Consider the following 23059-nt stretch of genomic DNA (forward strand, 5'->3'; position numbering starts at 1 on the left):
TAAGGGTCGCCTTCCTTGGACCGGTCGTATGGTGGACGCGTTTTTGGACATGATCGCGTCGTGCTCCACCATGTGTTCCGGCCCCCGCGTTCACCGGATGAACGGCTCCCCTTCGCGTCCGTCCTTTCGTCGTATATCTGGGGTTTTGTTTCACCGTCGATGGATCATCCGGATCATCGCGAGTAGATCATCCCTTTGTCACGAGTTCAGATAAGTGAGAACGGCGAGAACGCGTCGGTGATCCCCGTCACTGGGTGACAGGCCGAGTTTCAGGAAGATGTTGCTGACGTGCTTCTCCACGGCGCCGTCGCTGACCACCAACTGCCGGGCGACGGCCGAATTCGTACGCCCCTCCGCCATCAGGCCGAGGACCTCCCGCTCGCGCGGCGTGAGCCCCGCCAGCACGTCCTGCTTGCGGCTGCGGCCCAGCAGCTGTGCCACGACCTCGGGGTCCAGGGCGGTCCCGCCCTTGGCCACCCGCACCACGGCGTCCACGAACTCCCTGACCTCGGCGACCCGGTCCTTCAGGAGATAGCCCACCCCGCGGCTGCTGCCCGCCAGCAGTTCGGTGGCGTACTGCTCCTCGACGTACTGCGAGAGCACGAGCACCCCGATGTGCGGATAGTCCTTGCGCAGCCGCACCGCGGCCCGCACGCCCTCGTCGGTGTGCGTCGGCGGCATCCGTACGTCGGCGACCACCACGTCCGGCAGCGCGTCCTGCCCCGCGAGGTCGGCCACCGTCTTGAGCAGCGCCTCCGCGTCCCCCACCCCCGCGACGACGTCGTGCCCGAGATCGGTCAGCAGCCGGGTGAGCCCTTCCCGGAGCAGCACCGAATCCTCGGCGATGACGACCCGCACTCTTTCCTCCACGACCTTGTGTCCCCCACTGTCGGTGTCTCCTGCGTGCGCCGTTGTGAGCGCAGCCCTGTGTGTCCAGCATTCCAGCATCGGCGTCCGGATGGGCCGTACACCAGCGGTTCCGGAGCCACCGGACGCGCCGTAGTGCCCCGGCCGCCGGGAGGGCGGCCGAGGCACTACGGCTCCGGTTGGTGCGAGGCGGACTCTCAGCCCCGCCAGGGCAGTTCGGCCGTGACCGTCGTCGGACCGCCCGCGGGGGAGTCGACGACGAGGACGCCGTCCACCGCGTCCAGCCGTTCCGCCAGCCCGGCCAGACCGCTGCCCCCCGACACGCCCGCTCCACCACGCCCGTCGTCGGTGACCTGGAGCATCAGCCGGTCCGACACACGCCATACGTCGACCGACGCCGTGCCGGCCCGGGCGTGCTTGCTGACGTTCTGGAGGAGTTCGGAGACGGTGAAGTAGGCGATGCCCTCGATGGCCTGTGCGGGGCGTGAGTCCAGGTCCACCGTGACGTTGACGGGGACGGTGCAGCGGGAGGCGATGGCGGAGAGTGCGGCGTCGAGGCCGCGGTCGGTGAGGACGGCGGGGTGGATGCCGCGGGCGAGGTCGCGGAGTTCCTGGAGGGCGACCTTGACCTCGCCGTGGGCTTCGTCGACCATGCGGGCGGCGGCTTCGGGGTCGTCGGTGAGTTTCTCCTTCGCCAGCCCCAGATCCATGGCGAGGGCGACGAGCCGGGCCTGTGCGCCGTCGTGGAGGTCGCGTTCGATGCGGCGCAGGTCCGCGGCTGCGGTGTCCACGACCACACCCCGGTCCGACTCCAGCTCCGAGACCCTGGTGGCCAGCCGGGAGGGGCCGAGCAGGCCCAGGACCATCAACCGGTCCACGGACACCAGACCGCGGATGATCCACGGCGTGATCAGCACGAGAGCCAGGCCGAACGCACTGGTGACCGCCATCTCGAAGGGCGAGTCGAGATAGACCTGGTGCGTGCTGTCGCCGTAGAGCTGGATGCCGTCGATCCCCGCGTAGGCCGGGAACACCCAGCGCCACAGCGGATAGCTGAACGCGGCCCAGCCGTACGCCCAGAAGTTCACCGCGACGGCGAACGCCACCGTCGCCCACGGCATGTGCAGCACCGCGTAGAGGAGGTGCCGCCAGGACACCCCGCTCCTCAGTACGGCGCCGACCCAGGACATCACGCCGCCCGTTCCCCGCACCGGCGCGGGATCCGCGACATCGAGCTTCAGCAGAGCGCGCGCCCGGCCCCGCTCCAGGGCGCCGAAACCGCGGCACATCACCAGGCCGGCCGCGAGTATCGGAATGCCGAGGAAGGTGATCAGCATGCCGAGCCCCAGCGACACCATGGTGACCGCGCAGCAGAACAGCACCACGCCGATCGGCAGGCTCAGGAGCACGTAGGCCAGTTCGCGCCACGTGCGTGCCTCGAACGGCGCACGCAGAGCCGCGGGGAGGAGGTGCTTCGCCGGGGGGTGGCCGCCCGCTCCGGTGCCGTGGTGGTTCCGCGTGTCCGGTCCGTATGCGGTGGCCATCAGTGGCGTCCGTCCGTTTCTTCCGAGCGGGGGCTTCCCGCGGGGTCTTCGGGAGCGGGGACTCCCCGCAGGCCGATTCGCGGCCGATACCTCAAGACTCCTGTGCCGGGGGCCGCGCCACCATGGGGACGGTCTCCGTGTCCGACAGGGGGTTTTCCCCACCAGGGGAGGAACACGTCCGACGGTTCCCCGCCCGGCGGCCGGCTGGGTCACACCGCTCCGACCGGCCTGGCCGTGGTGTCCGCGCGATCGCGCCAGGGAAGCTCGGCGGTGACCGTGGTGGGGCCGCCCTCGGGGGAGTCCAGGACGAACAGCCCGTCGACCGCACCCAGCCGCTCCGCCAGTCCCGACATGCCCGTACCCCCGTCGAGCCGCGCACCGCCCCGCCCGTCGTCCCGGACCCGGATCATCAGCCGGTCGCCGGACCGCCGTACGTCGACCGACGCCGTGCCGGCCCGGGCGTGCTTGCTGACGTTCTGGAGGAGTTCGGAGACGGTGAAGTAGGCGATGCCCTCGATGGCCTGTGCGGGGCGTGAGTCCAGGTCCACCGTGACGTTGACGGGGACGGTGCAGCGGGAGGCGATGGCGGAGAGTGCGGCGTCGAGGCCGCGGTCGGTGAGGACGGCGGGGTGGATGCCGCGGGCGAGGTCGCGGAGTTCCTGGAGGGCGACCTTGACCTCGCCGTGGGCTTCGTCGACCATGCGGGCGGCGGCTTCGGGGTCGTCGGTGAGTTTCTCCTTCGCCAGCCCCAGGCCCATGGCGAGGGCGACGAGCCGGGCCTGTGCGCCGTCGTGGAGGTCGCGTTCGATGCGGCGCAGGTCCGCGGCTGCGGTGTCCACGACCACACCCCGGTCCGACTCCAGCTCGTGGATCCTGCGCTCGAGCTCGTCGGAGGGCGAGAGCAGTCCCCGCGCCATCGCCCGGTCCACGTTCGTCAGCCCGCGCGCCAGGTAAGGGAGTACGGGCCAGAGGACGAACAGGCTCACCAGCGTCACGGCGAACGTCGCCACGCCCCACGGCAGCCGGATGAACGAGTACAGCAACGCCCGCCATCCCACCGGGTCCTTCAGACCCGCCCACAGCCAGGCGAAGAAGCCCTGCTCGCGGCGGCTCCGCGCCATCGGGCTCGGCTCCTCGACCCGCACCCCGAGCATGCCCCGGGCCCGGCCGCGCTCGGCCCGGCCGAGACCACGCGCCCCGTGCAGCCCCAGCACGAGCAGCGGCAGCCCGATCACGGTGACGGAGAGCCCGGCACCCACGCCGATCAGGAACACGGTGTACACGAATCCGGCGATCGCCATCGGCAGGTTGGCCAGGAGATACGCGATCTCCTTCCACGTCCACCGGTCGAAGGCGAAGCGCGCGGGCGGCGGCCGGTCGTTGTCCGGCAGGGAGGGGCTCATGGTCATACGACCAGCGTGCCGGGCCGGGGACTCCCACGCCATGGGGTTCGTGGGTGCCGCGCGGTAGGGATAACCCCACCTCGCCCCGCACCTCCCGTCCCACCCGTTGTGCGACGGGGCTGCTTACCGTCTCTTTGACAGGGCCTAGACTCCCGTGCGTACAGACCGTCGGACAGGTTGAGGGAGCGAGGGACGGACGTGGCGGACGTGCCGGGACCGACCGTTCTCGCGTCGGACTACTTCCAGAGCTACTCAGTGGTCGGGCTGCTCGCCCTGGTGGGCGTGGTGTTCGTCGCCGTCGCCTTCGGGGCCGGCCGACTGCTGAGGCCCGTGGTCCCGACGCCGGAGAAACTCCTCACGTACGAGTGCGGCGTGGACCCCGTGGGGGAGGGCTGGGCCCACACCCAGGTCCGCTACTACGTGTACGCCTTCCTGTACGTGATCTTCGCCGTCGACTCGATCTTCCTGTTCCCGTGGGCGACCGTGTTCGCGGCCCCGGGCTACGGGGCGACGACGCTGGTGGAGATGTTCATCTTCCTCGGTTTCCTGGCCGTGGGACTGCTCTACGCATGGAAGAAGGGCGTCCTCGAATGGGCGTGACGAGCCGGCCGAACCCCGAACCCCCCGTGTCGCTGCCCGACCCGACGCCGCTGCCCGGGCCGAAGAAGCTCGGCGTACTGTCCCGGCTCGCGCCCGAGCCGATGAAGGTGGTCCTCAACTGGGGCCGCCGCTACAGCCTCTGGGTCTTCAACTTCGGACTCGCCTGCTGTGCCATCGAATTCATCGCCGCGTCCATGGCACGGCACGACTTCATCCGGCTCGGCGTCATCCCCTTCGCGCCCGGCCCCCGGCAGGCCGACCTGATGGTCGTGTCCGGCACGGTGACGGACAAGATGGCCCCGGCCGTGAAGCGGCTCTACGAGCAGATGCCCGAACCGAAGTACGTCATCTCCTTCGGCGCCTGCTCCAACTGCGGCGGACCGTACTGGGACTCGTACTCCGTCACGAAGGGCGTGGACCAGATCATTCCCGTCGACGTCTACGTGCCCGGCTGCCCGCCCCGGCCCGAGGCGCTCCTCCAGGGCATCCTCAAGCTCCAGGAGAAGATCGCCCGGGAATCGCTCGCCGAGCGGTACACCACCGAGGACACGGCCCGGCCCTCGGCCGCGGCCCTGCGCAGCGGTCTCGTCGCAGCGCCGAAGACGCCGGGGGAGGAGCGGACGTGACCGCCCCGGACACCTACGACCGGCTGCCCGACGCCGTCACGGACGTCTTCGGCCCGGACGCAACCGCCGCGTACGCCTACGACCTGCTCACCGTCGACGTCCCCGCCGCCTCCTGGATCACGGCCCTCGAAACGGCCCGCGACGAGCTGGGCTGCACCTACTTCGACTGGCTGAGCGCCGTCGACGAACCGGGCACCGGCTTCCGCGTCTGCGCCCACGTCGTGGCCCTCGGCGTCGGCACGGTACGGCGCCTGCTGGTCCGTACGACCGTCCCGCACGACGCGGCCGCCCTGCCCACCGCCATCGGCGTCTACGCGGGCGCCGCCTGGCACGAGCGCGAGACGTACGAGATGTTCGGCGTCGCCTTCGACGACCATCCGCATCTGGTCCCCCTGCTGCTGCCGGAGAGCTTCGAGGGCCACCCGCTGCGCAAGGACTTCGTCCTGGCCGCCCGCGTCGCCAAGGCATGGCCGGGGGCGAAAGAGCCCGGCGAGTCCGAGCACGGCGGGCCCAAGCGGCGCACCATGCTGCCGCCTGGTGTACCCGACCCCAACGAATGGGGCCCGCTCAAGGGCCAGCTCCCGCCCGCCCCGGCCCGCCCGGCCCGAGGGGCCCGTGCGGCGGGCGCGGCCGGCGACCGACCGGCGCGCCGGGCCCGCAGCGCGAGCGAGGGCTCGGCGGCACAGCGGCCCGCAACCGCACAGGGCGCCGCGGGCGCCCCGGACGCGGCGGAGGCCCCGCAGACGGCTCCGCCGCGCCGCACCCGCAGCGCCTCCCAGGGCTCGGCGGCCCAGGCCACCGGCCCGGCGCCCGCGCCTCCCGCGGGCGCTCCGTCCGCCGGTGCAACTCGAAGCGGCGGCGGCGCGAAGGGTGCGGCCGGCAGTGCGGACGCACCCTGGCACGACGCCCGCCCGGCCTTCGGTGAATCCCCGGAGCAGAAGCCGGCACCGGCTGCTCCGCCGGAGGCCCCACAGCCGTCGGAGACCGCGCCCGAGACGGAGGCTCCGCAGCAGCCGGAGGCCGTGTCGGCGCCGGAAGCCGAGCAGCCGTCGGAGGCCGTTACCGAGCCCGAGCGGGCCCCGGAATCCGGGCAGCAGGCGGAGGACGCACCGGCGGTCGAGCCCGGACAGTCTTCGGACGCGCCTGCGCAGGGTGCGGCCGGCCGAGCCGTCCCCGACGGCGCTCCCGGCCCCGGTCGCGAGCCCGAGCCCGATCGCGCGCCGGAGCCCGGACCTGATCGCGAGCCCGAAGCCGATCCCGGGCCTGATCGCGGGCCGGAGTCCGATCGCGAGCCTGGTTCCGAGTCCGATTCCCCGTCCCGGACCGATCGTTCCGCCGGTCCCGGCCGCCCCGCCGGAGGCGATACCGCGTGAACGACGTACTCGACGTCGCCCTCCGCCTCGTCATCGTCTTTGCAGTGTTCATGGTCGTTCCCCTCGTCGTGGGACAGGCGGAACACAAGGTGATGGCCCACATGCAGGGTCGCCTCGGCCCCATGTACGCGGGTGGCTTCCACGGCTGGGCCCAGCTCGTCGCGGACGGGGTGAAGTTCGCGCAGAAGGAAGACGTCGTACCTGCCGACGCGGACCGTCGGATCTTCCAGCTGGCCCCCGCCGTCGCTCTGCTCCCGTACCTCCTCGTGATCGTGGCGATCCCGATCGGCCCCGGTGAGGGAGCGGTCGGTCAGGTCGTCGACGCGGGCATCTTCTTCGTGCTCGCCGTCATGGGTGTCGGCGTGCTCGGCTCACTGATGGCGGGCTGGGCCTCGGCCAACAAGTTCTCCCTCCTCGGTGGTCTCCGCACCGCCGCGCAGCTGCTCGCCTACGAACTCCCGATGCTGCTCGCCGCCGCCTCAGTGGCCATGGCAGCCGGTACGGTCTCGCTCCCCGGCATCCTCGACGCCTTCCAGTGGTGGTGGCTGCCCTGGCAGATCGTCGGCGCACTGGTCTTCTTCGTGGCGGGGCTCGCCGAACTCCAGCGCCCGCCCTTCGACATGCCGGTCGCCGACTCCGAGATCATCTTCGGCGCGTACACCGAGTACACGGGTCTCCGCTTCGCCCTGTTCCTGCTCGCCGAGTACGCCGGAATCGTCGTCCTGTGCGGTCTGACCACCGTCCTCTTCCTCGGCGGATGGCACGGACCGCTCGGCGCCGACGGCCTCGGCTGGGTCTGGACCCTGCTCAAGACCGGTGTTCTGGCGTTCGTCGTCATCTGGCTCCGGGTCACCTACCCCCGTCTGCGCGAGGACCAGCTGCAGAAGCTCGCCTGGACCACGCTCATCCCCCTCGCCCTCGCGCAGATCGCGCTCACCGGCATCGTGAAGGTGGCGATCAACTAGTGCCCCCGATCCCCGGATCAGGCCTGGCCAAGGGTCTGGCCGTCACCCTGCGGACCATGACGAAGCGCACGGTCACCGCGCAGTACCCGGACGTCCAGCCCGAACTGCCGCCCCGCACCCGGGGCGTCATCGGGCTGTTCGAGGAGAACTGCACGGTCTGCATGCTCTGCGCCCGTGAGTGCCCCGACTGGTGCATCTACATCGACTCCCACAAGGAGACGGTGCCCCCGGCCGCACCGGGCGGCCGCGAGCGCAGCCGCAACGTCCTGGACCGCTTCGCGATCGACTTCGCGCTGTGCATGTACTGCGGTATCTGCATCGAGGTGTGTCCCTTCGACGCCCTTTTCTGGTCGCCCGAGTTCGAGTACGCGGAGACGGACATCCACGAACTCACCCACGAGCGCGACAAGCTCCGCGAGTGGATGTGGACCGTCCCCGAACCGCCCGCGCTCGACCCGGCGGCGGAGGAGCCCAAGGAGATCGCCGCAGCCCGCAAGACGGCGGACAAGCTCCAGGCCCAGGAAGCCCAGCAGGCACGAGAGGCCCAGGCAGCCCAGGAGGCGCAGGCAGCCCGGCCGGACCGGACAGCGGAACAGGAGGGCCAGGAGTGACCCTCGCGGCCACCGCCGGCCACCCCGGCTTCCTCTCACCGACCGGCGTCGAGATCGCCTTCGTCCTGGTCGGGATCGCCACCCTCGGCGCAGCCCTCATCACCGTCACCACCAGGCAACTCGTACACGCCGCCCTCTGGCTCGTCGTGGCGCTCGGCGGTGTGGCGGTCGAGTACCTCCTGCTCACGGCCGAGTTCATCGCCTGGGTGCAGGTCCTCATCTACGTCGGTTCCGTCGTGGTCCTCCTCCTCTTCGGGCTGATGCTCACCAGAGCCCCCATCGGCCGCTCCCCGGACGCCGATTCGGGCAACCGGTGGATCGCCCTCGGCGCTTCGGTCGCCGCCGCCGGTGCCCTCGTCTGGGTCGTCGTGGACGCCTTCCGTACGACCTGGATCGATCTGGACGGCCCCGCCCAGGGCTCCACCAAGGCCTCCGGGGAATTCCTCTTCCGGCACTGGGTGCTGCCCTTCGAGGCCCTGTCCGTCCTGCTGCTCGCCGCCCTCGTGGGCGCGATCGTCCTGTCCCGCAAGGACCGCAACGACCCCAAGGAGCGCGAGGGCCGTCAGGACAGTCAGGGTCCCCGGAACAGTCAGGGCCCCCGGAGCCTGAAGGGCACGGGCCGGGGCGCGCCGAACCGCACGGATGCGCCGGGCAGCCGCACGGAACGGCCCGTCACCGACCGGGAGGACAAGAGCTGATGCACCTCGCCTATCCCGCCGTCCTCGCCGTCCTCCTCTTCTGCACCGGGCTGTACGGAGTGCTCGCCCGCCGCAACGCGATCCTCGTCCTGATGTCCGTCGAGCTCATGCTCAACGCCGTCAACCTCAACCTGGTCGCCTTCGACGTCTGGCTCCGCGACGCACTCCACGCGGGACAGGCCCTCACCCTCTTCACGATCGCCATCGCCGCGGCCGAGATCGGCATCGGACTGGCGATCGTCCTGGCGGTCTACCGCAACCGCGGCAGCTCGGACATCGACCGCCTCCGCGACACAGCCGAGACCGACGACGCCGAAGCGCTCCCCGACGGCTACGACGGCGAAGCCGACCGGGACACCACCGCAGACCAGGCCACTGCTCCGGCAGGGAAGGCAAAGAAGGCAGAGGCCACCGCGTGACCACCACGACCCTCGCCGTCCTCGTCCCCCTCCTCCCCTTCCTCGGAGCGGCCGCAGGACTCCTCCTGGGCCGGACCGCGCCCGGCTTCGTCCGTCCCCTCGCCGTCCTGCCGACCCTCGCCGCGACCGTCATCGCGGTCGTCGTCGCCGCACGGCAGGCCGGCGGCCGGCCCATCGACGCCGCGACCCAGCTGACCCCCACCGGCTCGGTCCCGATCGACCTGGCCCTGCACCTGGACGGCTTCGCCGTTCTCGTCGCCGTCCTCGTCGGGCTCGTCGCCACCTGCGTACAGATCTACTCGACGGCGTATCTGAAGAACGACGCCCGATACCCCTCGTACGCGGCGCTCGTCTCCCTCTTCACCTCCGCGATGCTGCTCGTCGTCTACTCCGGCGACCTCATGGTGCTCCTGGTCGGCTGGGAGATCATGGGCATCTGCTCGTACTTCCTCGTCGGCCACTACTGGGAGACCCCCGAAGCCCGCGCGGCCTCCCTCAAGGCATTCCTCGTCACCAAACTCGGCGACGTCCCCTTCCTCATCGGCCTGTTCGCGCTCGCCGCGGACACCGGCACCTTCCGCATCACCGGCATCCTGGCCGCCGTGAACAACGGCGGACTCGACCACCCCACCCTCATCGCCCTGCTGCTCCTCGCCGGAGTCGCGGGCAAGTCCGCGCAGTTCCCCCTGCACACCTGGCTGCCCGACGCGATGGCCGGCCCCACCCCCGTCTCCGCGCTGATCCACGCCGCGACGATGGTCGCCGCCGGTATCTACTTCGTGGCCCGGCTCCTTCCCGTCTTCGCCGCCTCCGGCGCAGCCCTCGTCGTCCTCGCGGTGATGGCGGCCGTGACGATGATCGGCTCCGGACTCGCCGCACTCGCGCAGGACGACATCAAGCGCGTCCTCGCCTACTCCACGATCGGCCAGCTCGGCTACATGTCCGGCGCCCTGGCCGTCGGCGACCGTGGAGCCGCCGTCTTCCACCTCCTGTCCCACGGTGCCTTCAAGGCCGTCCTCTTCCTCGCGGCGGGCGTCGTCATCCACGCGGCGGGCACGAACTCACTCGCCGCCATGTCCCGCATGGGCGGGCTGGCCAAGCGCATCCCCGACGCCTACTGGACGATGACCGTCGCCCTCCTGGCACTCGCCGCCATCCCCCCGTTCGCCGGCTTCTTCTCCAAGGAAGCCGTTCTCGTCGCCGCCGAGCACACCGCCTTCGGTGACCGCGACCTCGCCCCGGCAGCGGCCGGCTGGACGATCCTGGTCGCCGGACTCGCCGCCGCGGTCCTCACCGCCGCCTACGCCACCCGACTCTGGCTCCTGGCGTTCCGAGGGCGCGGCCCCGAGGCCGCCGACCACGGCAGGCAGCCCGTCGCGATGACCTCCGTCCTCTGGGTGCTCGCCGTCCCCACGATCGCCTTCGGCCTCACCACCGGTGTCCTCATCGACTGGTTCGACGGACACAGCCTCGCTCCCTCCCTCACGACCGCCGTCCTCTCCACCGGCGTCGGCCTCGTCGGCGGGCTCGTCACCTACGGTGCGTGGCGCCACACCACGGCCCTCGCCGACCGACCCCCGGTCGGTGCGGTCGCCGCACATCCGGACGCCGAACCCGCCCTGGTGGAGGCCGAGGCCATCGCCTCGCACACCGCGGCGTACGGCACCATCGCGGATGCTCCGGACCCCTCCGACCCCGGCAGGCTCCTGCTGGGCCCGCTGCACCGCCACGCGGTCACCGGCTTCCACCTCGACGCCCTGTACACGGCGCTGTTCGTCCGGCCCGTGGGAGCCGCCGCCCGGCTCGTCCGCTTCCTGGACCGTGAGGTCGTCGACACCTACGTACGCGGCTCGGGCAGCATCGCCCGCGGACTCGGCACCCTGGTCCGCCGCGCCCAGACCGGCAACGTGCAGACCTACCTCGGCGCCCTGCTCGCCGGAACCCTTGTCCTGGCGATCGCCGCCGTCGTCTTTGCCAACGTCTACGCCGGGGCGTGAGCCGTGTTCGATATCAGCGCATCCGTGATGCAGTTCCTCCTGGCGTTCGTCGTCGTCGCCCCGCTTCTCGGCGCGGTCGCCGCGCTCCTGCCCGCCCCGCCCGGGCTCAAGGGAAGGAACCCCGACCAGGCCGTGCTCCGCCACGGCGTGACCGTCACCGGCGCCGTCCTCCTCGCCGTCCTCGTCCTCGCCGCGGGCTTCGACCACGACCACCCGTCGAAGATGCAGGCCACCACCGACATCAGCTGGATCCCGGCACTCGACGTCCGGATCCACCTCGGCACCGACGGCATCTCGCTCCCCCTCCTCGTGCTGACCGCGCTGCTGACGTTCCTCTGCGCCCTCTACAGCTACTTCAAGCTCCCCGCAGGCCCCTCCCCGAAGGCCTTCGTCGCTCTGGTCCTCGTCCTCGAGTCCGGTACCCTCGCGACCTTCGCCGTCCTCGACCTGCTGCTGTTCTTCCTCGCCTTCGAGATGGTCCTCATCCCGATGTACTTCCTCATCGCCCGCTGGGGCGGCGACCGGAAGCAGGCCGCCGCCTGGAAGTTCATCCTCTACACGCTGCTCGGTTCCGTGGTCATGCTGCTCGGGCTGCTCCTCATCGGACTGAAGAGCGGCACGTTCGACATGGTGGCACTCGCCACTGACAACGGCCGGGGCCTCACCGCGTCCGTGCAGGTCATCGCCGTACTGGCCGTAGGGATCGGCCTCGCCGTGAAGACCCCCATGTGGCCCCTGCACAGCTGGCTGCCCGACGCCCACACCGCCGCTCCGACCGTCGGCTCCGTCCTTCTCGCCGGCGTGATGCTGAAGATGGGGACGTACGGGTTCGTCCGCATCCTGCTCCCCGTCGCCCCCGACGGGATGCAGACCTTCGCGCCGTACCTCGCGGCGTTCGCCGTCGTCGGGATCATCTACGGCTCCCTCGCGTGCCTCGCCCTCGCCCGCCCCGGCGCCAAGGGCGACCTCAAGCGCCTCATCGCCTACTCCTCCGTGGGCCACATGGGCTTCGTGCTGCTCGGCATCGCGACCATGACCCCCACCGGTGTGAACGGCGCGCTCTTCGCGAACATCGCCCACGGCCTCATCACCGGCCTGCTGTTCTTCCTGGTCGGCGCCGTCAAGGACCGCTACGGCACCGCGGACCTCGACACCCTCGCCGGCGCCACCGGGGCCGCTCTCTACGGGCGCGCCCCCCGGCTCGGCGGCCTCCTCGCCTTCGCCGCCGTCGCCTCGCTCGGACTGCCCGGCCTCGCAGGATTCTGGGGAGAGATGCTCACGCTGTTCGGCGCCTTCGACCCCGCCGAAGGACTCAACCGCGCCGCCTTCCTCACCTTCATGTCCATCGGCGCCTTCGGGACCCTGCTCACGGCCGCGTACATGCTCCTCGTCGTACGCCGCGTCTGCATGGGCGAGAGGCGCGAAGAGCCGCAGCCGGTCGCCGACATCCAGACCTACGAGTTCGCCGCCTGGACCCCCCTCGCAGCCCTCACCGTCCTCGCCGGACTCTGGCCCGCCGTCCTCCTCGGCCTCACCGACCCGGCCGTGCAGAAGCTCCTCGCAGGAGGCAAGTCGTGACCGTGGCAGCCGACAGCGCAACCGGGGCGGCAAGCCTCGTCCAGTCCGTCGACTGGCTCGCGATCGCACCTCCCGTCATCGCGGCGTCCGTGGCCCTGCTCGTCCTCGTCGCCGACCTCTTCACCGGCGAACGGCACAAACCGCTCCTCGGCTACGGAGCCGTCGCCGGGCTCGTCGCCGCGCTCGCCGTACTCGTCCCGCTGCGCGCGGGGGACCGCTCCACCTTCTGCCTCACCGACGGCACCCAGGCCTGCAGCTACACAGCCGACCACTTCGCACTCGTCATCCAGGCCCTCGTGCTCGGCGGGGCCCTGCTGACCGCGCTGCTGTCGATCGGCGACACACGCAAGCTCCCCGCGGGCGAGTTCTGGTTCCTGCTGCTGGCCTCCGCGGCCGGAGCCGCTCTCCTGCCCGCGGCCCGCGACCTCGCCACCCTCGTCGTGGCCCTCGAAGTCGCCTCGCTCCCCGCCTTCGCCCTCGTCGGCATCAAGCGCGGCGACCGGCGGTCCTCCGAAGCGGCCCTGAAGTTCTTCCTCTCCTCCGTCGTCGCCACCGCCGTCATGCTCCTGGGCGTCAGCTTCGTCTACGCGACCACCGGCACCATGCACCTCACGGAGATCGCCGCGCGCCTCGACGACGTACCCGGCGGATTCACGACCCTCGCCGAGGCGGGCGTCGTCCTCACTCTCGTCGGCTTCGCCTTCAAGACGGCCGCCGCACCGTTCCACTTCTGGGTACCCGACACCTACGTGGGGGCCCCGCTCCCCATCGCCGCCTACCTGTCCGTCGTCGGCAAGGCCGTCGGGTTCTCCGGCCTCGTCCTCGTCACGGTCATCGGCTTCCCGTCGTACGCCGACGTCTGGGGCCCCGCCCTGGCCGTCATCGCCGCGCTCACCATGACCGTCGGTAACGTCGCCGCGCTCCGGCAGACCGCCACCCGCGCCCGGAGCGCCGTACGCCTCCTCGCCTGGTCGTCCGTCGGCCAGGCCGGCTACCTCCTCGTGCCGATCGCCGCCGCCGCGTACTCGGGCGACGACCGGATCGGCTCCACCGTCGCCTACGCCCTGATGTACGCCGTGGTGAACTTCGGGGCCTTCGCGGTCGCCGCCCTCGTAGCCCGCAGCCACCCCTCGAACCGCCTCAGCGACTACCGCGGCCTGTACGCCACCCGCCCACTGGCCGCGCTCGCCATGGGCTTCTTCCTGCTCTGCCTGGCGGGCCTGCCCCCCGGCATCATCGGCCTCTTCGCCAAGGTGACGGTCTTCTCCGCAGCCGTCGACGCCGGGCTCGGCTGGCTCGCCGTCGTCATGGCCGTCAACGTGGTGATCGCGCTCTACTACTACCTCCAGTGGACCGCCGCGCTCTTCAGGGCTCCGGAGGCCGACCCGGCCGCGGAGGCGGCGGAAGCGGCGCCCACGGCACACCGGCACCGGGTCCCCGCGCCGCTCACCCTGGCGATCGTCCTCACCGCCGTAGCCGGAATCACACTGTCCGGCGCCCCCCAGCTCATCCTCCGTTTCGCCGCCGTCAGCCTCTTCTGACCGGCCCGGACCAGCTTGCCCGCGCACCCACGCACAGGGCATGGTCATGCGTGCACGCGTCACGCAAACAGGGGCGCGGGACGAGCGCACACGAAGAGCACAGAGGAGCCAGAGCGGTGCTGAACGGGTTCAAGGACTTCATCCTTCGCGGGAACGTCATCTCCATGGCCATCGGCCTCGCCGTGGGAGCCGCCTTCACCGCCGTCGTCACCGGCTTCAGCAACGCGTTCATCGTGCCGCTGATCGGCCTCTTCACACGGGGTACGGGCGACTTCAGCAAGGCCTCGTACACCGTCGACGGCGTCGAGTTCCCCTACGGCCTCTTCATCAGCGCCGCCATCGCCTTCGTCATCACCGCCGCGGTCCTCTACTTCCTCGTCGTCCTGCCCATGGCCAAGGTGCAGAACCGCTTCACGGCGAAGGAGGAGGAGCAGAAGGCCGACATCAAGGCCGCCCTGCGCGACTGCCCCCGCTGCTTCACCGAGATCCCCTCCATCGCCACCCGCTGCGCCCACTGCACGAGCGACGTCGAGCCGGACGCCGAGGCCCGCGCGCTCGCGGGACTCCCCGCGCAGCGCTGACCCACGTCCGCCGGCCCCACGGGCCCGCGCGGACACGTCCACCCGTACGGCCCAGGGGCGGATCCTCCCGGATCCGCCCCTGCCGTCTGTGCCGCCGGCCACCTCGCACAAGGGAACTAGCTCCCTCCGCCTCGCGTTGACCCGTTAGGGAGGCTCCACTGGGGAGTGGAGCACCACTGAGCAAGGGTTCCCCTGCTGCACCACTTGGAGGGCGTACCGTGCACCGCCGGCACAACGGGCTGAAAACCGCTGTACTCCTCGGGGGCCTTTCGGCCCTCATCATCGTCATCGGCAGTTTCTTCGGACGGACCGGCCTGATCGTGGCCCTCCTCGTCGCGCTCGCCACCAACGCCTACGCGTACTGGAACAGCGACAAGCTCGCCCTGCGCGCCATGAGGGCACGCCCGGTCAGCGAATTCGAGGCACCGCAGCTCTACCGCACCGTCCGCGAGCTCTCGACGGCGGCCCGCCGGCCCATGCCCCGGCTCTACATCTCCCCGACCCAGGCGCCCAACGCCTTCGCCACCGGCCGGAACCCGCGCAACGCCGCCGTGTGCTGCACCGAGGGCATCCTGCAGATCCTCGACGAGCGCGAACTGCGCGGGGTCCTCGGCCACGAGCTGAGCCACGTCTACAACCGCGACATCCTCATCTCGTCCGTCGCGGGTGCCCTCGCCTCGGTCGTCATGTTCCTGGTCAACTTCGCGTGGCTCATCCCCGTCGGCCGGTCCGACGACGACGACGGCCCCGGCCTCCTCGGAATGCTGCTGATCATGATTCTCGGCCCTCTCGCCGCCTCCGTGATCAAGCTCGCGGTGAGCCGCTCCCGCGAGTACCAGGCCGACGCGTCCGGGGCTCAGCTCACCGGTGACCCCCTCGCCCTGGCGTCCGCGCTGCGCAAGCTCGACGCCGGGACCAAGCAACTGCCCCTCCCACCCGAACCACGGATCGAGACCGCGAGTCACATGATGATCGCGAACCCGTTCCGTCCCGGCCAGGGCATGTCCAAGATGTTCTCCACGCACCCGCCCATGGCCGAACGCATCGCCCGACTCGAGCAGATGGCAGGGTATCGACCGTGAAGACAATTCTGAACGTCATATGGCTGGTCCTGTGCGGACTCTGGATGTTCCTCGGCTACCTGGCCGCGGGCCTCCTGCTCTGCATCACGATCATCGGCATCCCCTTCGGCTTGGCCGCGTTCCGCATCGGTGTCTACGCCCTCTGGCCCTTCGGCTACACCGTCGTCGACCGTCGTGACGCCGGAGGCGGCTCCCTCATCGGCAACGTCCTCTGGGTGATCCTGGCGGGCTGGTGGCTCGCGCTCGGCCACATCTTCACCGGCATCGCCCTGTGCGTCACGATCATCGGCATCCCGCTGGGCATCGCGAACTTCAAGCTCATCCCGGTCTCGCTGATGCCCTTCGGCAAGGAGATCGTCCGCACGGACCAGCCGTTCGCCACCCGCTAGTGCCGTGACCGCGCGGGTTCGCCGGGTTGCCGGTCGGGGCGGGTGGCCCGGCGCACGCCCGCCGCGGTAAGGGCACGATCACCGGTCCGGCCGCAGAAGCCGACCTCCGCCTATGACCGCGGTGTGCTGTCCGAGCGCCACGTGGTGGGACGAGGGTGCCCCGGCAGTTCGCCGCGGCCGGTGGCCCACAACAGGGTGAGCCAGGGATCCGCGTTGCCCGGAGCCTCTCGATCCGGCGGACCAGAGCGGTCGGAGCGCTGGTCCAAGCGCCCGGCCGGCAACCGTACCCGTCCCCGCAGGCGTCTTGGCTTGCAGGAACAAGTGACGGGTAGGTTCGCGAACATGAGCATCATCAGTTGGATAATCCTCGGGCTGCTGGCCGGCGCCATAGCCAAGTTCCTCCTGCCGGGCCGTGACCCCGGCGGCATCGTCGGCACGACCCTCATCGGCATCGTGGGCGCCTTCCTCGGTGGCTGGCTGTCGTCCCGCTTCCTCGACCGCCCCATCAGTACGGACTTCTACGACACGGCCACCTGGGTCGCCGCCATCGCCGGCTCGCTCGTCCTGCTGATCGCCTACCGGCTGCTCTTCGGCAACTCCCGCGACCGTCGCTGAGCCGCTCCCGCGCAGCCCCGCAGGATACGGCGGCGGGGCGGGCCGTGCCGACCGGCACACCCCGCCCCGCCCATGACCCGCTGCACGCAGCAGCGAGCCGCCTACCGGTAGTTGGCGAACTGCACCGCGAAGTCGAGGTCCTTGCCCTTGATCAGCGCCTGCACGGTCTGCAGGTCGTCCCGGCTCTTCGAGCTGACGCGCAGCTCGTCGCCCTGGACCAGGGCCTTGACACCCTTCGGGCCCTCATCTCGGATGATCTTCGCCACCTTCTTGGCGTTCTCCTGGGAGATGCCCTCCTCGATCGTGGCGAAGATCTTGTACTCCTTGCCGGAAAGCTGCGGCTCACCCGCGTCCAGCGACTTCAGGGAGATCCCGCGCTTGATCAGCTTGGACTGGAAGATGTCGAGGATCGCCTTGACCCGCTCCTCGCCGTTCGCCTCCATCAGGATCTTCTCGCCGGACCAGGAGATCGACGCCCCCGTGCCCTTGAAGTCGTAGCGCTGGGAGATCTCCTTGGCGGCCTGGTTGAGGGCGTTGTCGACCTCCTGCCGCTCGACCTTCGAGACGATGTCGAAACTGGAGTCGGCCATGACGTGTGGCTCCTTGCGTCGTATGCGTTGGGGTACGGCACAAAGCCTAGCCACCGTCGACGGCACCCGGTGCTGATCAACCAGGTGGCGTAGCACCCCTGGGCATCAGGTATCGTTTACGTCGTCGCCAAGGAGCCCCCAACCGGGATCCGACGCGTCGTTCCAGGCGGTGTGCCCGAGTGGCCAAAGGGAGCAGACTGTAAATCTGCCGGCTCAGCCTACCCAGGTTCGAACCCTGGCGCCGCCACAGGACGGGAAACCCCGTCCGACCTGCTTTTACCGCAGGTCGGGCGGGGTTTCTGCGTGTGTGCAAGTCTGACCACGGAAGGTGCCAGTGGCAGCGAGCGATCCACCACCACGACCGGTCTAGGTGTTATTGCCCCTCAGCCTTGGCCGACCGCTTGGCGCAGTCGGCTGTTGGGCTCAGCTCTGGTGGAGTCAGCCGTCGAACCAGACGACCAGGCGGACTCCCTCGTCACCGTGGAGGTTCGCCAGTGTGCGCATGACCGACCAGACGGCGCCCCAGTCGCTGTCGGGTACGGCGTCCCTTCGCCGCAGGCGGCCGACGCGGAAGAGTCGGTCGCCGTCCGGCCACTCGGTGTTCTCGGGAAAGACGTTGCCCGCGGAGTAGAGCTGCCGGGCGTCGGTGAGGCCGGAGAGTTCGGCAAAGCGGGTGAGGCCGGAGTTCCGTCCGTGCATCCTCCAGCCGCCGTCAGAGCTCCGGCGGAACTCGTGAACACAACCGTCGACCTCGTTCGAGACTTCGTCCCAATCGGTGGAGGCCAGCTCCGCCCAGGAGATCCAGGACTCGCCGTGCAGCTCGTCACTCCAGGGCTCGAAGTCAGCGAGGACCTCTTTTGACACGTCATGAGGGAGGCCTCGGTGATCGGCGAGTGGGCGAAACGAGGTGGTGTCGCGGACACCGAACAGGGATCCGAAGGAAACGTAGGAGCGCCCGTTGTAGAGGTGCGAGAGGTCGACGGCCTGGAACCACTCGCGATCGTCCTCGTCCAGCCAGCGATCCCAGCGGCACTCGATGATGCCGTGAATGTCTGTCCCCATGCCCGGCATTGTTGTCCGTCGACATGAGGCGGGCGAGGTCTTTTTTGGCTTCCCGCCCACCGGGCGCGCAGCCTCTCGCGCAACGCCTTCCCTCAGGCGTGCCCCGAGGACACCCACCAGCGGGGAAACCGCGGATCAGGCATGTCAAGGGAGCCCGCTGCGAATCTGCCGGCTCAGCCCACCCAGGTTCGAACCCTGGCGCCGCCACAGGAACGAGAGGGCCCGTGAACAGCAGAAATGCTGAGCACGGGCCCTCTCTCGTTGCCCGGCGCCGACGAGTCCCGAGGGTGCCGTTGGCCCCGCGGTGTCACTCCGGATCTCGCATGCCGACCCGCTGGTGGCGGGGCATGTGTGGGGTGGAGTTCGGGGCCGGCTTCCGCCACACCGCCTGGCCGCGCTCAGCTCGAGGGCCGAAAAGCTTGTCTTGGCTGAATGGTGCCAGGCGATGTGGTCAGTGCGTGAAGGGGCCGTGACCGGTGCGAAAACCAGGGGCGGGCGCTCCCGCCCGCCGGTACTTTTCCTCGTGTACATGATCGGGCGAAACCGAAGCGTAGGGGTGGGGAAACTGTGTCCTTCTTGCAGAGTCGGCTGAGCGGTAAGCGGCGTCCCGTGGCCGCGGCGGGCGTCGCGTTCGCCGTGGCCGCAGGCACGCTCGTGACCGCGGGGCCCGCGTCGGCCGCCGAGATCTACGACGTGACGACCAAGCCGTCCGGCAGCTACCTGAGCGCGGCGGGCTCGATGAACCTCGCCACGTACGGCGAGCACATCTCGACCTGTGACAACTCGAGCGACGGCGCGGGTGTCATCGGCTACTGGAAGGTCGGCAGCGGCGGCACCGTCCACTCGCTCTACAACGGCAAGGGCCGTGCCACCTGCGAGGACGTCAACGCCAGTGCCCCGGAGAGCTCCCGGATCTACCTCAAGGTGTGTCTGCGGAACAACGGCACGGTGGTGTCGGCGACGTGCAGCGCCTGGGAGTCGTTCCCGGCTGGTGCCTGACGGGCCGGCTCCTGACGGGCGGCCCCGGCCAGGAGTCACCTGCTCGCCCCGCCGGGACCCGGGTCCCGGCGGGGCGAAGCCGTCTCGCGGCGGCACCGCCCGCGCGTCGCCGGCCGGTCCGTGCCTCACAGTGTGCGGCGGTATCGGCGCAGGTCCCGCTGTGGTGGCGATGCGCGTCGGCAGCGACGGGGGCCCGTCGGCGGCGGCCCGGTTCGGAGAGTGGCCGGTACCCTTTCGGGATGTCTCAGCCCGCTGTGCCCGCCGAGCGGCGGCCCGCGAACCACGGGCCGAAGGTGGCTGCCCGCAACAGGGACGCTCTGATCGCCGCCGCGCGGGAGATCTACGCGGCCCACGGGCTGGATGCCCCGTTGTCCGCGATCGCGCGTCGCGCGGGGGTCGGGCAAGGCGTCCTGTACCGGCACTTCCCCGACCGGACGGCGGTGGCGATCGCCGTCCTGGAGGAGAACGTACGGCAGATCGAGCAGGCGGCCGCGGCCGAGGGCGCGTTGTTCGACGACGTCCTCGGCGTGCTGACCTGGCACCTGACGGAGTCGGCCGCGTTCCTGGGGCTGTTGCACGCCAACGGGGCCACCGGCCATGCGGACGCCCTCGCCCACGCCCTGGTCCTGTCGGGCAGGGTCGAGTCCGCTTTGCGGCAACACCTGCCGAAGGGGCACCGGCTGGATGCCTCGAACGACCTCATGCTCGCCGTCGCCATGGTCTCCGGCGCCGTCGGCGGCCCCACACGCGAGGTGCGGGAACGCCGTGCGGTGGCGGCCTGGCGGATGCTCGGCGTCCAGGTGGGGCCGGTGCGACCCTTCGAGGGGTGAGGGAGCGGCGACGGAGTGGGTGTCAGCCGCCGTTGGACTGCCGGACACCCTTCGCCGGCGCGTCGAAGGTGTACAGGAATCCGCCGGCCGGTCCGCTGACGGTCATGTACGCCTTGGTGCCGCCGGGCGTGATCGCCACGTTCGTCGCCGACTCGAGCCCCTCGGCGCGGGCGGGGACCTCGACGGTCGCAAGGCGCTCGCCGTGCCGGTCGTACACGGCCATGGCCGCCCGGCCGTGCAGTGCCTGGTAGATGTTTCCGGCCGCGTCCACGGCGATCGAGTCGGTCTGGGCGATCCCGCCGTCCACGCGGACGGCGGTGTGCTTGGAAGCCACGCCGCCCTTGCCGTCCAGGCGGAGGTAGGAAATCCGATTCTGCGTGAGCTCGCTGATCCACAACCCCTCGTAGCCGGCGTCGAAGGAGATCCCGTTCGTCGAGGCCAGCCCCTCGGCCAGGACGGTCGACTTCTTGCCGTCCCGCTCGATCCGCACCACACGCCCGTGCGCGTCGTCGGTGGACAGGCCGCGTGAGTCGCTGACGTACAGGTTGCCGTCCTCGTCGAAGGCGATGTCGTCGGGGTTCATCCGCGCTCCCTCGACGTCCCCGGAGAAGAAGGTCCGCGGGTCGCTTCCGTCCGGGGCCAGGCTGACGACCTCACCGTGCGCGTAGTCGGTCAGGTAGAGACGGCCGTCGTACGGGCTGAACTGCGCCGAGGTGTAGGCCCCCCGGTCGTCCGTATGGACCGCCTGTGACGTCCTCTTCCGCACGTCCACGCGGATGACTTTCGGCTTCCCCGCAGGGGCGGTGACGTCGACGACGAGCAGCTTGCCGTTCCCGTCGAAGGTCGGGCCCTCCAGCAGGGTCATCCCGGTCTCTGGGTGCACCTTCGTCAACTGCATCACCTCGTGGGCGCGGATGGTCCTGTCCGCACCTCCTGCGGCCGGTGTGCTGTCGGCGCGGCCACCTGTCTCCGTGCCGCATCCGGTGAGCACCAGCGTGCCGACGATGGCGAGCACCGCGAGGGACCGGACCGGGAGTCGTCGCATGGGGGATCACTCTTCCTGTCTGCGGGGAGCCCGTCGGCCGAGAGGATCGCGTCGCCCGTACGGGGGCGCGGAGGCGCCCTGCACGGCTGTCATGGTTCGTCCGTGCCGCAACCGGACAGCTATGTCCGGTTGTTGTCACGGTAGCGGACAGCCGCTGGATCCGGGACGGTCGGTCGACGGGATAGACGGCGCGGTATGACGATCGATCAGGTGCACCGGCCCGTCACGGACTCACCGCGCCCGGGCTCACCCGCCACCGCCGGGCGCCCCACGCGCATCGGCCGCGGAACGGCCTGGCCCGTTGGTCAGCGGGAGTGCCGCCCGGTGTCCCCGCGCACAGCTGATGACCCGTCATCCACGTGGCGGCGCAACAGATAGGCACCGGCACAGGTGACCAGGACGGCCATGCACCCGATGAAGATCAGCCCTGCGTCCTGGAGGCCGATGTGACTGGACAGGACGCCCACTCCGATCACCGGCAGGGAGATGCCCGCGTACGCCACCACGAACAGCGCCGAGATGACCGCCGCCCGTCGGTCCGCGGGTGATGCGGCGGCCACCTGGGACAGGGCAGCTCTGAAGGCCAGCCCCTGGCCCCCGCCGCCGAGGAGCGCGCTCAGCACGACCAGGGGCAGCAGCTGCCACCACAGGGCGGCCGCGAGCAGTGCCAGTCCGCCGAGAAGACCCGCGCAGCCCAGTGGCAGCGACCGCCGCTCCCCGATCCTGCCGACCACCGACTGCCCCGCGATCGAGGCGAAGAAGGCCAGCGCGACGATCAGCCCGCTCACCGCGCGGTTGTCCACGTCCAGGAACCGGGAGAGCAAAGCCGGGCTGACCGACGTGAACACCCCGAACAGCGCGAACCCCACGAAGGACGCGAGTGCCGCCGGCCTGAACACCGCCCGGACCTCCGGCGGCAGCCCCGGCCGCTGCGGCCGGACGCTGTTCAGGGGCTGCCGCTCGCCCACGGTCTCCCGCAGGCGGAACAGGACGACCGCCGAGACGGACAGCAACGCCAGGTGCACGACGAACGGCAGGTGCAGCGGCCAGGGCGCGTACTGGGCGAGGACCCCGGCCAGCAGCGGGCCGCAGCCCAGGCCGCCCATGTTGGCCGCCGTCGCCACGAACGAGGCCCTGGGCGAGCTCTTGCCGGGCGCCAGCTCCATGACGTACGCCGTGGCCGCCCCGGTGAACAGCCCGGCCGACAGGCCCGACAGGAGCCGGCCCGCGTAGAGCCAGCCCAGAGAGGTGGCGCACAGGAAGCAGACGGCGCTCGCCGCCGCGCAGGCCAGGCCCCACAGCAGCACGGGGCGTCTGCCCACCGCGTCGGAGGCGTTTCCCGCCAGCAGCAGCACCCCGATGACACCGAAGGCGTACACCGCGTACACCACGGTCACCGTCAACTCGGAGAACCCGAGCTCGTCCTGGTAGAGGCTGTAGAGGGGCGTCGGCAGAGTGGTCCCCGCCATGCACACCGCGAACACGGCCCCGCTGAGGTAACAGGGGAGCCAACCTCGGCGATCAGGGCCACCGTCCATGCGCCCGACGCTATCCTGCGGACGCTCCGGGGGACGGAACGCCTCGCGGCGGCGGAGCCGTCCGGCACCCGGCCGCGGCCCTGCCCGAAGACGCGCGGGAGAGCTG

The 23059-nt window shown here is 70.7% G+C and carries 23 protein-coding genes and 1 tRNA gene; 17 read left to right on the top strand and 7 right to left on the bottom strand.

Annotated features, from left to right (window positions below; genetic code table 11):
• Window positions 1-198: 198 nt before the first annotated feature.
• The 3 genes from JOC24_RS01820 to JOC24_RS01830 all read right to left on the bottom strand — a co-directional run bounded on the left by JOC24_RS01820 (window position 199) and on the right by JOC24_RS01830 (window position 3820).
• Window positions 199-858, bottom strand: a complete 660-nt coding sequence (locus tag JOC24_RS01820; RefSeq protein WP_205018743.1) for a response regulator transcription factor — start codon at window positions 856-858, stop codon at window positions 199-201.
• A 206-nt stretch (window positions 859-1064) separates the two neighbouring features.
• The gene (locus tag JOC24_RS01825; protein WP_205018309.1) at window positions 1065-2411 is read right to left on the bottom strand and encodes a sensor histidine kinase; all 1347 of its coding nucleotides are present in this window, start codon (window positions 2409-2411) and stop codon (window positions 1065-1067) included.
• A gap of 209 nt (window positions 2412-2620) precedes the next feature.
• The gene (locus JOC24_RS01830) at window positions 2621-3820 is read right to left on the bottom strand and encodes a sensor histidine kinase (protein ID WP_205018310.1); all 1200 of its coding nucleotides are present in this window, start codon (window positions 3818-3820) and stop codon (window positions 2621-2623) included.
• 192 nt (window positions 3821-4012) lie between these two features.
• On the opposite strand from JOC24_RS01830, the gene JOC24_RS01835 reads away from it, so the two are divergent.
• The 14 genes from JOC24_RS01835 to JOC24_RS01900 all read left to right on the top strand — a co-directional run bounded on the left by JOC24_RS01835 (window position 4013) and on the right by JOC24_RS01900 (window position 16889).
• The gene (locus JOC24_RS01835; protein ID WP_099173887.1) at window positions 4013-4414 is read left to right on the top strand and encodes an NADH-quinone oxidoreductase subunit A; all 402 of its coding nucleotides are present in this window, start codon (window positions 4013-4015) and stop codon (window positions 4412-4414) included.
• Window positions 4405-5040 carry an NADH-quinone oxidoreductase subunit B gene (locus JOC24_RS01840; RefSeq protein WP_205018311.1) on the top strand — a complete coding sequence of 212 codons (636 nt, stop codon included), beginning with the start codon at window positions 4405-4407 and terminating at the stop codon, window positions 5038-5040. Before JOC24_RS01835 ends, JOC24_RS01840 begins: the two co-directional genes overlap by 10 nt.
• Window positions 5037-6413: an NADH-quinone oxidoreductase subunit C gene (locus JOC24_RS01845; RefSeq protein WP_205018312.1), complete on the top strand. Its 1377-nt coding sequence runs from the start codon at window positions 5037-5039 to the stop codon at window positions 6411-6413. Before JOC24_RS01840 ends, JOC24_RS01845 begins: the two co-directional genes overlap by 4 nt.
• Complete coding sequence (locus JOC24_RS01850) at window positions 6410-7378, top strand: complex I subunit 1/NuoH family protein (protein WP_205018313.1); 969 nt, start codon at window positions 6410-6412, stop codon at window positions 7376-7378. Before JOC24_RS01845 ends, JOC24_RS01850 begins: the two co-directional genes overlap by 4 nt.
• On the top strand, window positions 7378-7989 hold the full coding sequence (locus JOC24_RS01855; protein ID WP_205018314.1) for a NuoI/complex I 23 kDa subunit family protein: 612 nt from the start codon (window positions 7378-7380) through the stop codon (window positions 7987-7989). Before JOC24_RS01850 ends, JOC24_RS01855 begins: the two co-directional genes overlap by 1 nt.
• Entirely contained in the window at window positions 7986-8687 is a 702-nt protein-coding gene (locus JOC24_RS01860; protein ID WP_205018315.1) for an NADH-quinone oxidoreductase subunit J family protein, read from the top strand. The genes JOC24_RS01855 and JOC24_RS01860 overlap by 4 nt, the downstream gene beginning before the upstream one ends.
• Window positions 8687-9106 carry an NADH-quinone oxidoreductase subunit NuoK gene (nuoK, locus tag JOC24_RS01865; RefSeq protein WP_205018316.1) on the top strand — a complete coding sequence of 140 codons (420 nt, stop codon included), beginning with the start codon at window positions 8687-8689 and terminating at the stop codon, window positions 9104-9106. The genes JOC24_RS01860 and nuoK overlap by 1 nt, the downstream gene beginning before the upstream one ends.
• Window positions 9103-11103 (top strand): NADH-quinone oxidoreductase subunit 5 family protein, encoded by a 2001-nt coding sequence (locus JOC24_RS01870; protein WP_205018317.1) that lies wholly within the window; start codon window positions 9103-9105, stop codon window positions 11101-11103. Before nuoK ends, JOC24_RS01870 begins: the two co-directional genes overlap by 4 nt.
• A gap of 27 nt (window positions 11104-11130) precedes the next feature.
• Entirely contained in the window at window positions 11131-12681 is a 1551-nt protein-coding gene (locus tag JOC24_RS01875) for a complex I subunit 4 family protein (protein WP_205018744.1), read from the top strand.
• Entirely contained in the window at window positions 12678-14222 is a 1545-nt protein-coding gene (locus tag JOC24_RS01880) for an NADH-quinone oxidoreductase subunit N (protein ID WP_205018318.1), read from the top strand. Before JOC24_RS01875 ends, JOC24_RS01880 begins: the two co-directional genes overlap by 4 nt.
• Window positions 14223-14338: 116 nt before the next feature.
• Window positions 14339-14803, top strand: a complete 465-nt coding sequence (mscL, locus tag JOC24_RS01885; protein ID WP_205018319.1) for a large conductance mechanosensitive channel protein MscL — start codon at window positions 14339-14341, stop codon at window positions 14801-14803.
• A gap of 218 nt (window positions 14804-15021) precedes the next feature.
• A complete protein-coding gene (gene htpX / locus JOC24_RS01890; RefSeq protein ID WP_205018320.1) occupies window positions 15022-15885 on the top strand; it encodes a zinc metalloprotease HtpX in 864 nt (287 codons plus the stop codon).
• Window positions 15882-16274, top strand: a complete 393-nt coding sequence (locus JOC24_RS01895; protein ID WP_205018321.1) for a YccF domain-containing protein — start codon at window positions 15882-15884, stop codon at window positions 16272-16274. The genes htpX and JOC24_RS01895 overlap by 4 nt, the downstream gene beginning before the upstream one ends.
• Before the next feature lie 342 nt (window positions 16275-16616).
• Window positions 16617-16889, top strand: a complete 273-nt coding sequence (locus JOC24_RS01900; protein WP_205018322.1) for a GlsB/YeaQ/YmgE family stress response membrane protein — start codon at window positions 16617-16619, stop codon at window positions 16887-16889.
• Window positions 16890-16990: 101 nt separating this feature from the next.
• Here the strand turns inward: JOC24_RS01900 and JOC24_RS01905 are convergent, their stop codons facing one another.
• On the bottom strand, window positions 16991-17479 hold the full coding sequence (locus JOC24_RS01905) for a YajQ family cyclic di-GMP-binding protein (protein ID WP_056796691.1): 489 nt from the start codon (window positions 17477-17479) through the stop codon (window positions 16991-16993).
• Window positions 17480-17644: 165 nt separating this feature from the next.
• Between JOC24_RS01905 and JOC24_RS01910 the strand changes: the two genes are divergently transcribed.
• Window positions 17645-17726, top strand: a tRNA-Tyr gene (locus JOC24_RS01910).
• Between the two features lie 191 nt (window positions 17727-17917).
• Here the strand turns inward: JOC24_RS01910 and JOC24_RS01915 are convergent.
• On the bottom strand, window positions 17918-18541 hold the full coding sequence (locus JOC24_RS01915) for a hypothetical protein (protein ID WP_205018323.1): 624 nt from the start codon (window positions 18539-18541) through the stop codon (window positions 17918-17920).
• Window positions 18542-19108: 567 nt separating this feature from the next.
• On the opposite strand from JOC24_RS01915, the gene JOC24_RS01920 reads away from it, so the two are divergent.
• Both JOC24_RS01920 and JOC24_RS01925 read left to right on the top strand, forming a co-directional pair.
• Window positions 19109-19540, top strand: coding sequence for a hypothetical protein (locus tag JOC24_RS01920; protein ID WP_205018324.1), 432 nt, complete (start codon window positions 19109-19111; stop codon window positions 19538-19540).
• Window positions 19541-19779: 239 nt separating this feature from the next.
• Window positions 19780-20370 carry a TetR/AcrR family transcriptional regulator gene (locus tag JOC24_RS01925; RefSeq protein ID WP_205018325.1) on the top strand — a complete coding sequence of 197 codons (591 nt, stop codon included), beginning with the start codon at window positions 19780-19782 and terminating at the stop codon, window positions 20368-20370.
• Window positions 20371-20392: 22 nt separating this feature from the next.
• Here JOC24_RS01925 and JOC24_RS01930 read toward each other — a convergent pair whose 3' ends face one another.
• Together JOC24_RS01930 and JOC24_RS01935 are read right to left on the bottom strand one after the other, a co-directional pair.
• A complete protein-coding gene (locus JOC24_RS01930; RefSeq protein WP_205018326.1) occupies window positions 20393-21415 on the bottom strand; it encodes an SMP-30/gluconolactonase/LRE family protein in 1023 nt (340 codons plus the stop codon).
• A 305-nt stretch (window positions 21416-21720) separates the two neighbouring features.
• Complete coding sequence (locus JOC24_RS01935) at window positions 21721-22953, bottom strand: MFS transporter (RefSeq protein ID WP_205018327.1); 1233 nt, start codon at window positions 22951-22953, stop codon at window positions 21721-21723.
• Window positions 22954-23059: the final 106 nt, after the last annotated feature.

The organism is Streptomyces sp. HB132 (assembly GCF_016909575.1).
GTDB lineage: Bacteria > Actinomycetota > Actinomycetes > Streptomycetales > Streptomycetaceae > Streptomyces.

Coding starts and splice junctions, on each gene's coding strand:
- JOC24_RS01830 (WP_205018310.1), bottom strand. CDS start 3,820: ATGACCATGAGCCCCTCCCTGCCGGACAACGACCGGCCGCCGCCCGCG.
- JOC24_RS01930 (WP_205018326.1), bottom strand. CDS start 21,415: ATGCGACGACTCCCGGTCCGGTCCCTCGCGGTGCTCGCCATCGTCGGC.
- JOC24_RS01825 (WP_205018309.1), bottom strand. CDS start 2,411: ATGGCCACCGCATACGGACCGGACACGCGGAACCACCACGGCACCGGA.
- JOC24_RS01915 (WP_205018323.1), bottom strand. CDS start 18,541: ATGGGGACAGACATTCACGGCATCATCGAGTGCCGCTGGGATCGCTGG.
- JOC24_RS01935 (WP_205018327.1), bottom strand. CDS start 22,953: ATGGACGGTGGCCCTGATCGCCGAGGTTGGCTCCCCTGTTACCTCAGC.
- JOC24_RS01840 (WP_205018311.1), top strand. CDS start 4,405: ATGGGCGTGACGAGCCGGCCGAACCCCGAACCCCCCGTGTCGCTGCCC.
- JOC24_RS01925 (WP_205018325.1), top strand. CDS start 19,780: ATGTCTCAGCCCGCTGTGCCCGCCGAGCGGCGGCCCGCGAACCACGGG.
- JOC24_RS01900 (WP_205018322.1), top strand. CDS start 16,617: ATGAGCATCATCAGTTGGATAATCCTCGGGCTGCTGGCCGGCGCCATA.
- JOC24_RS01905 (WP_056796691.1), bottom strand. CDS start 17,479: ATGGCCGACTCCAGTTTCGACATCGTCTCGAAGGTCGAGCGGCAGGAG.
- JOC24_RS01875 (WP_205018744.1), top strand. CDS start 11,131: ATGCAGTTCCTCCTGGCGTTCGTCGTCGTCGCCCCGCTTCTCGGCGCG.
- nuoK (WP_205018316.1), top strand. CDS start 8,687: ATGCACCTCGCCTATCCCGCCGTCCTCGCCGTCCTCCTCTTCTGCACC.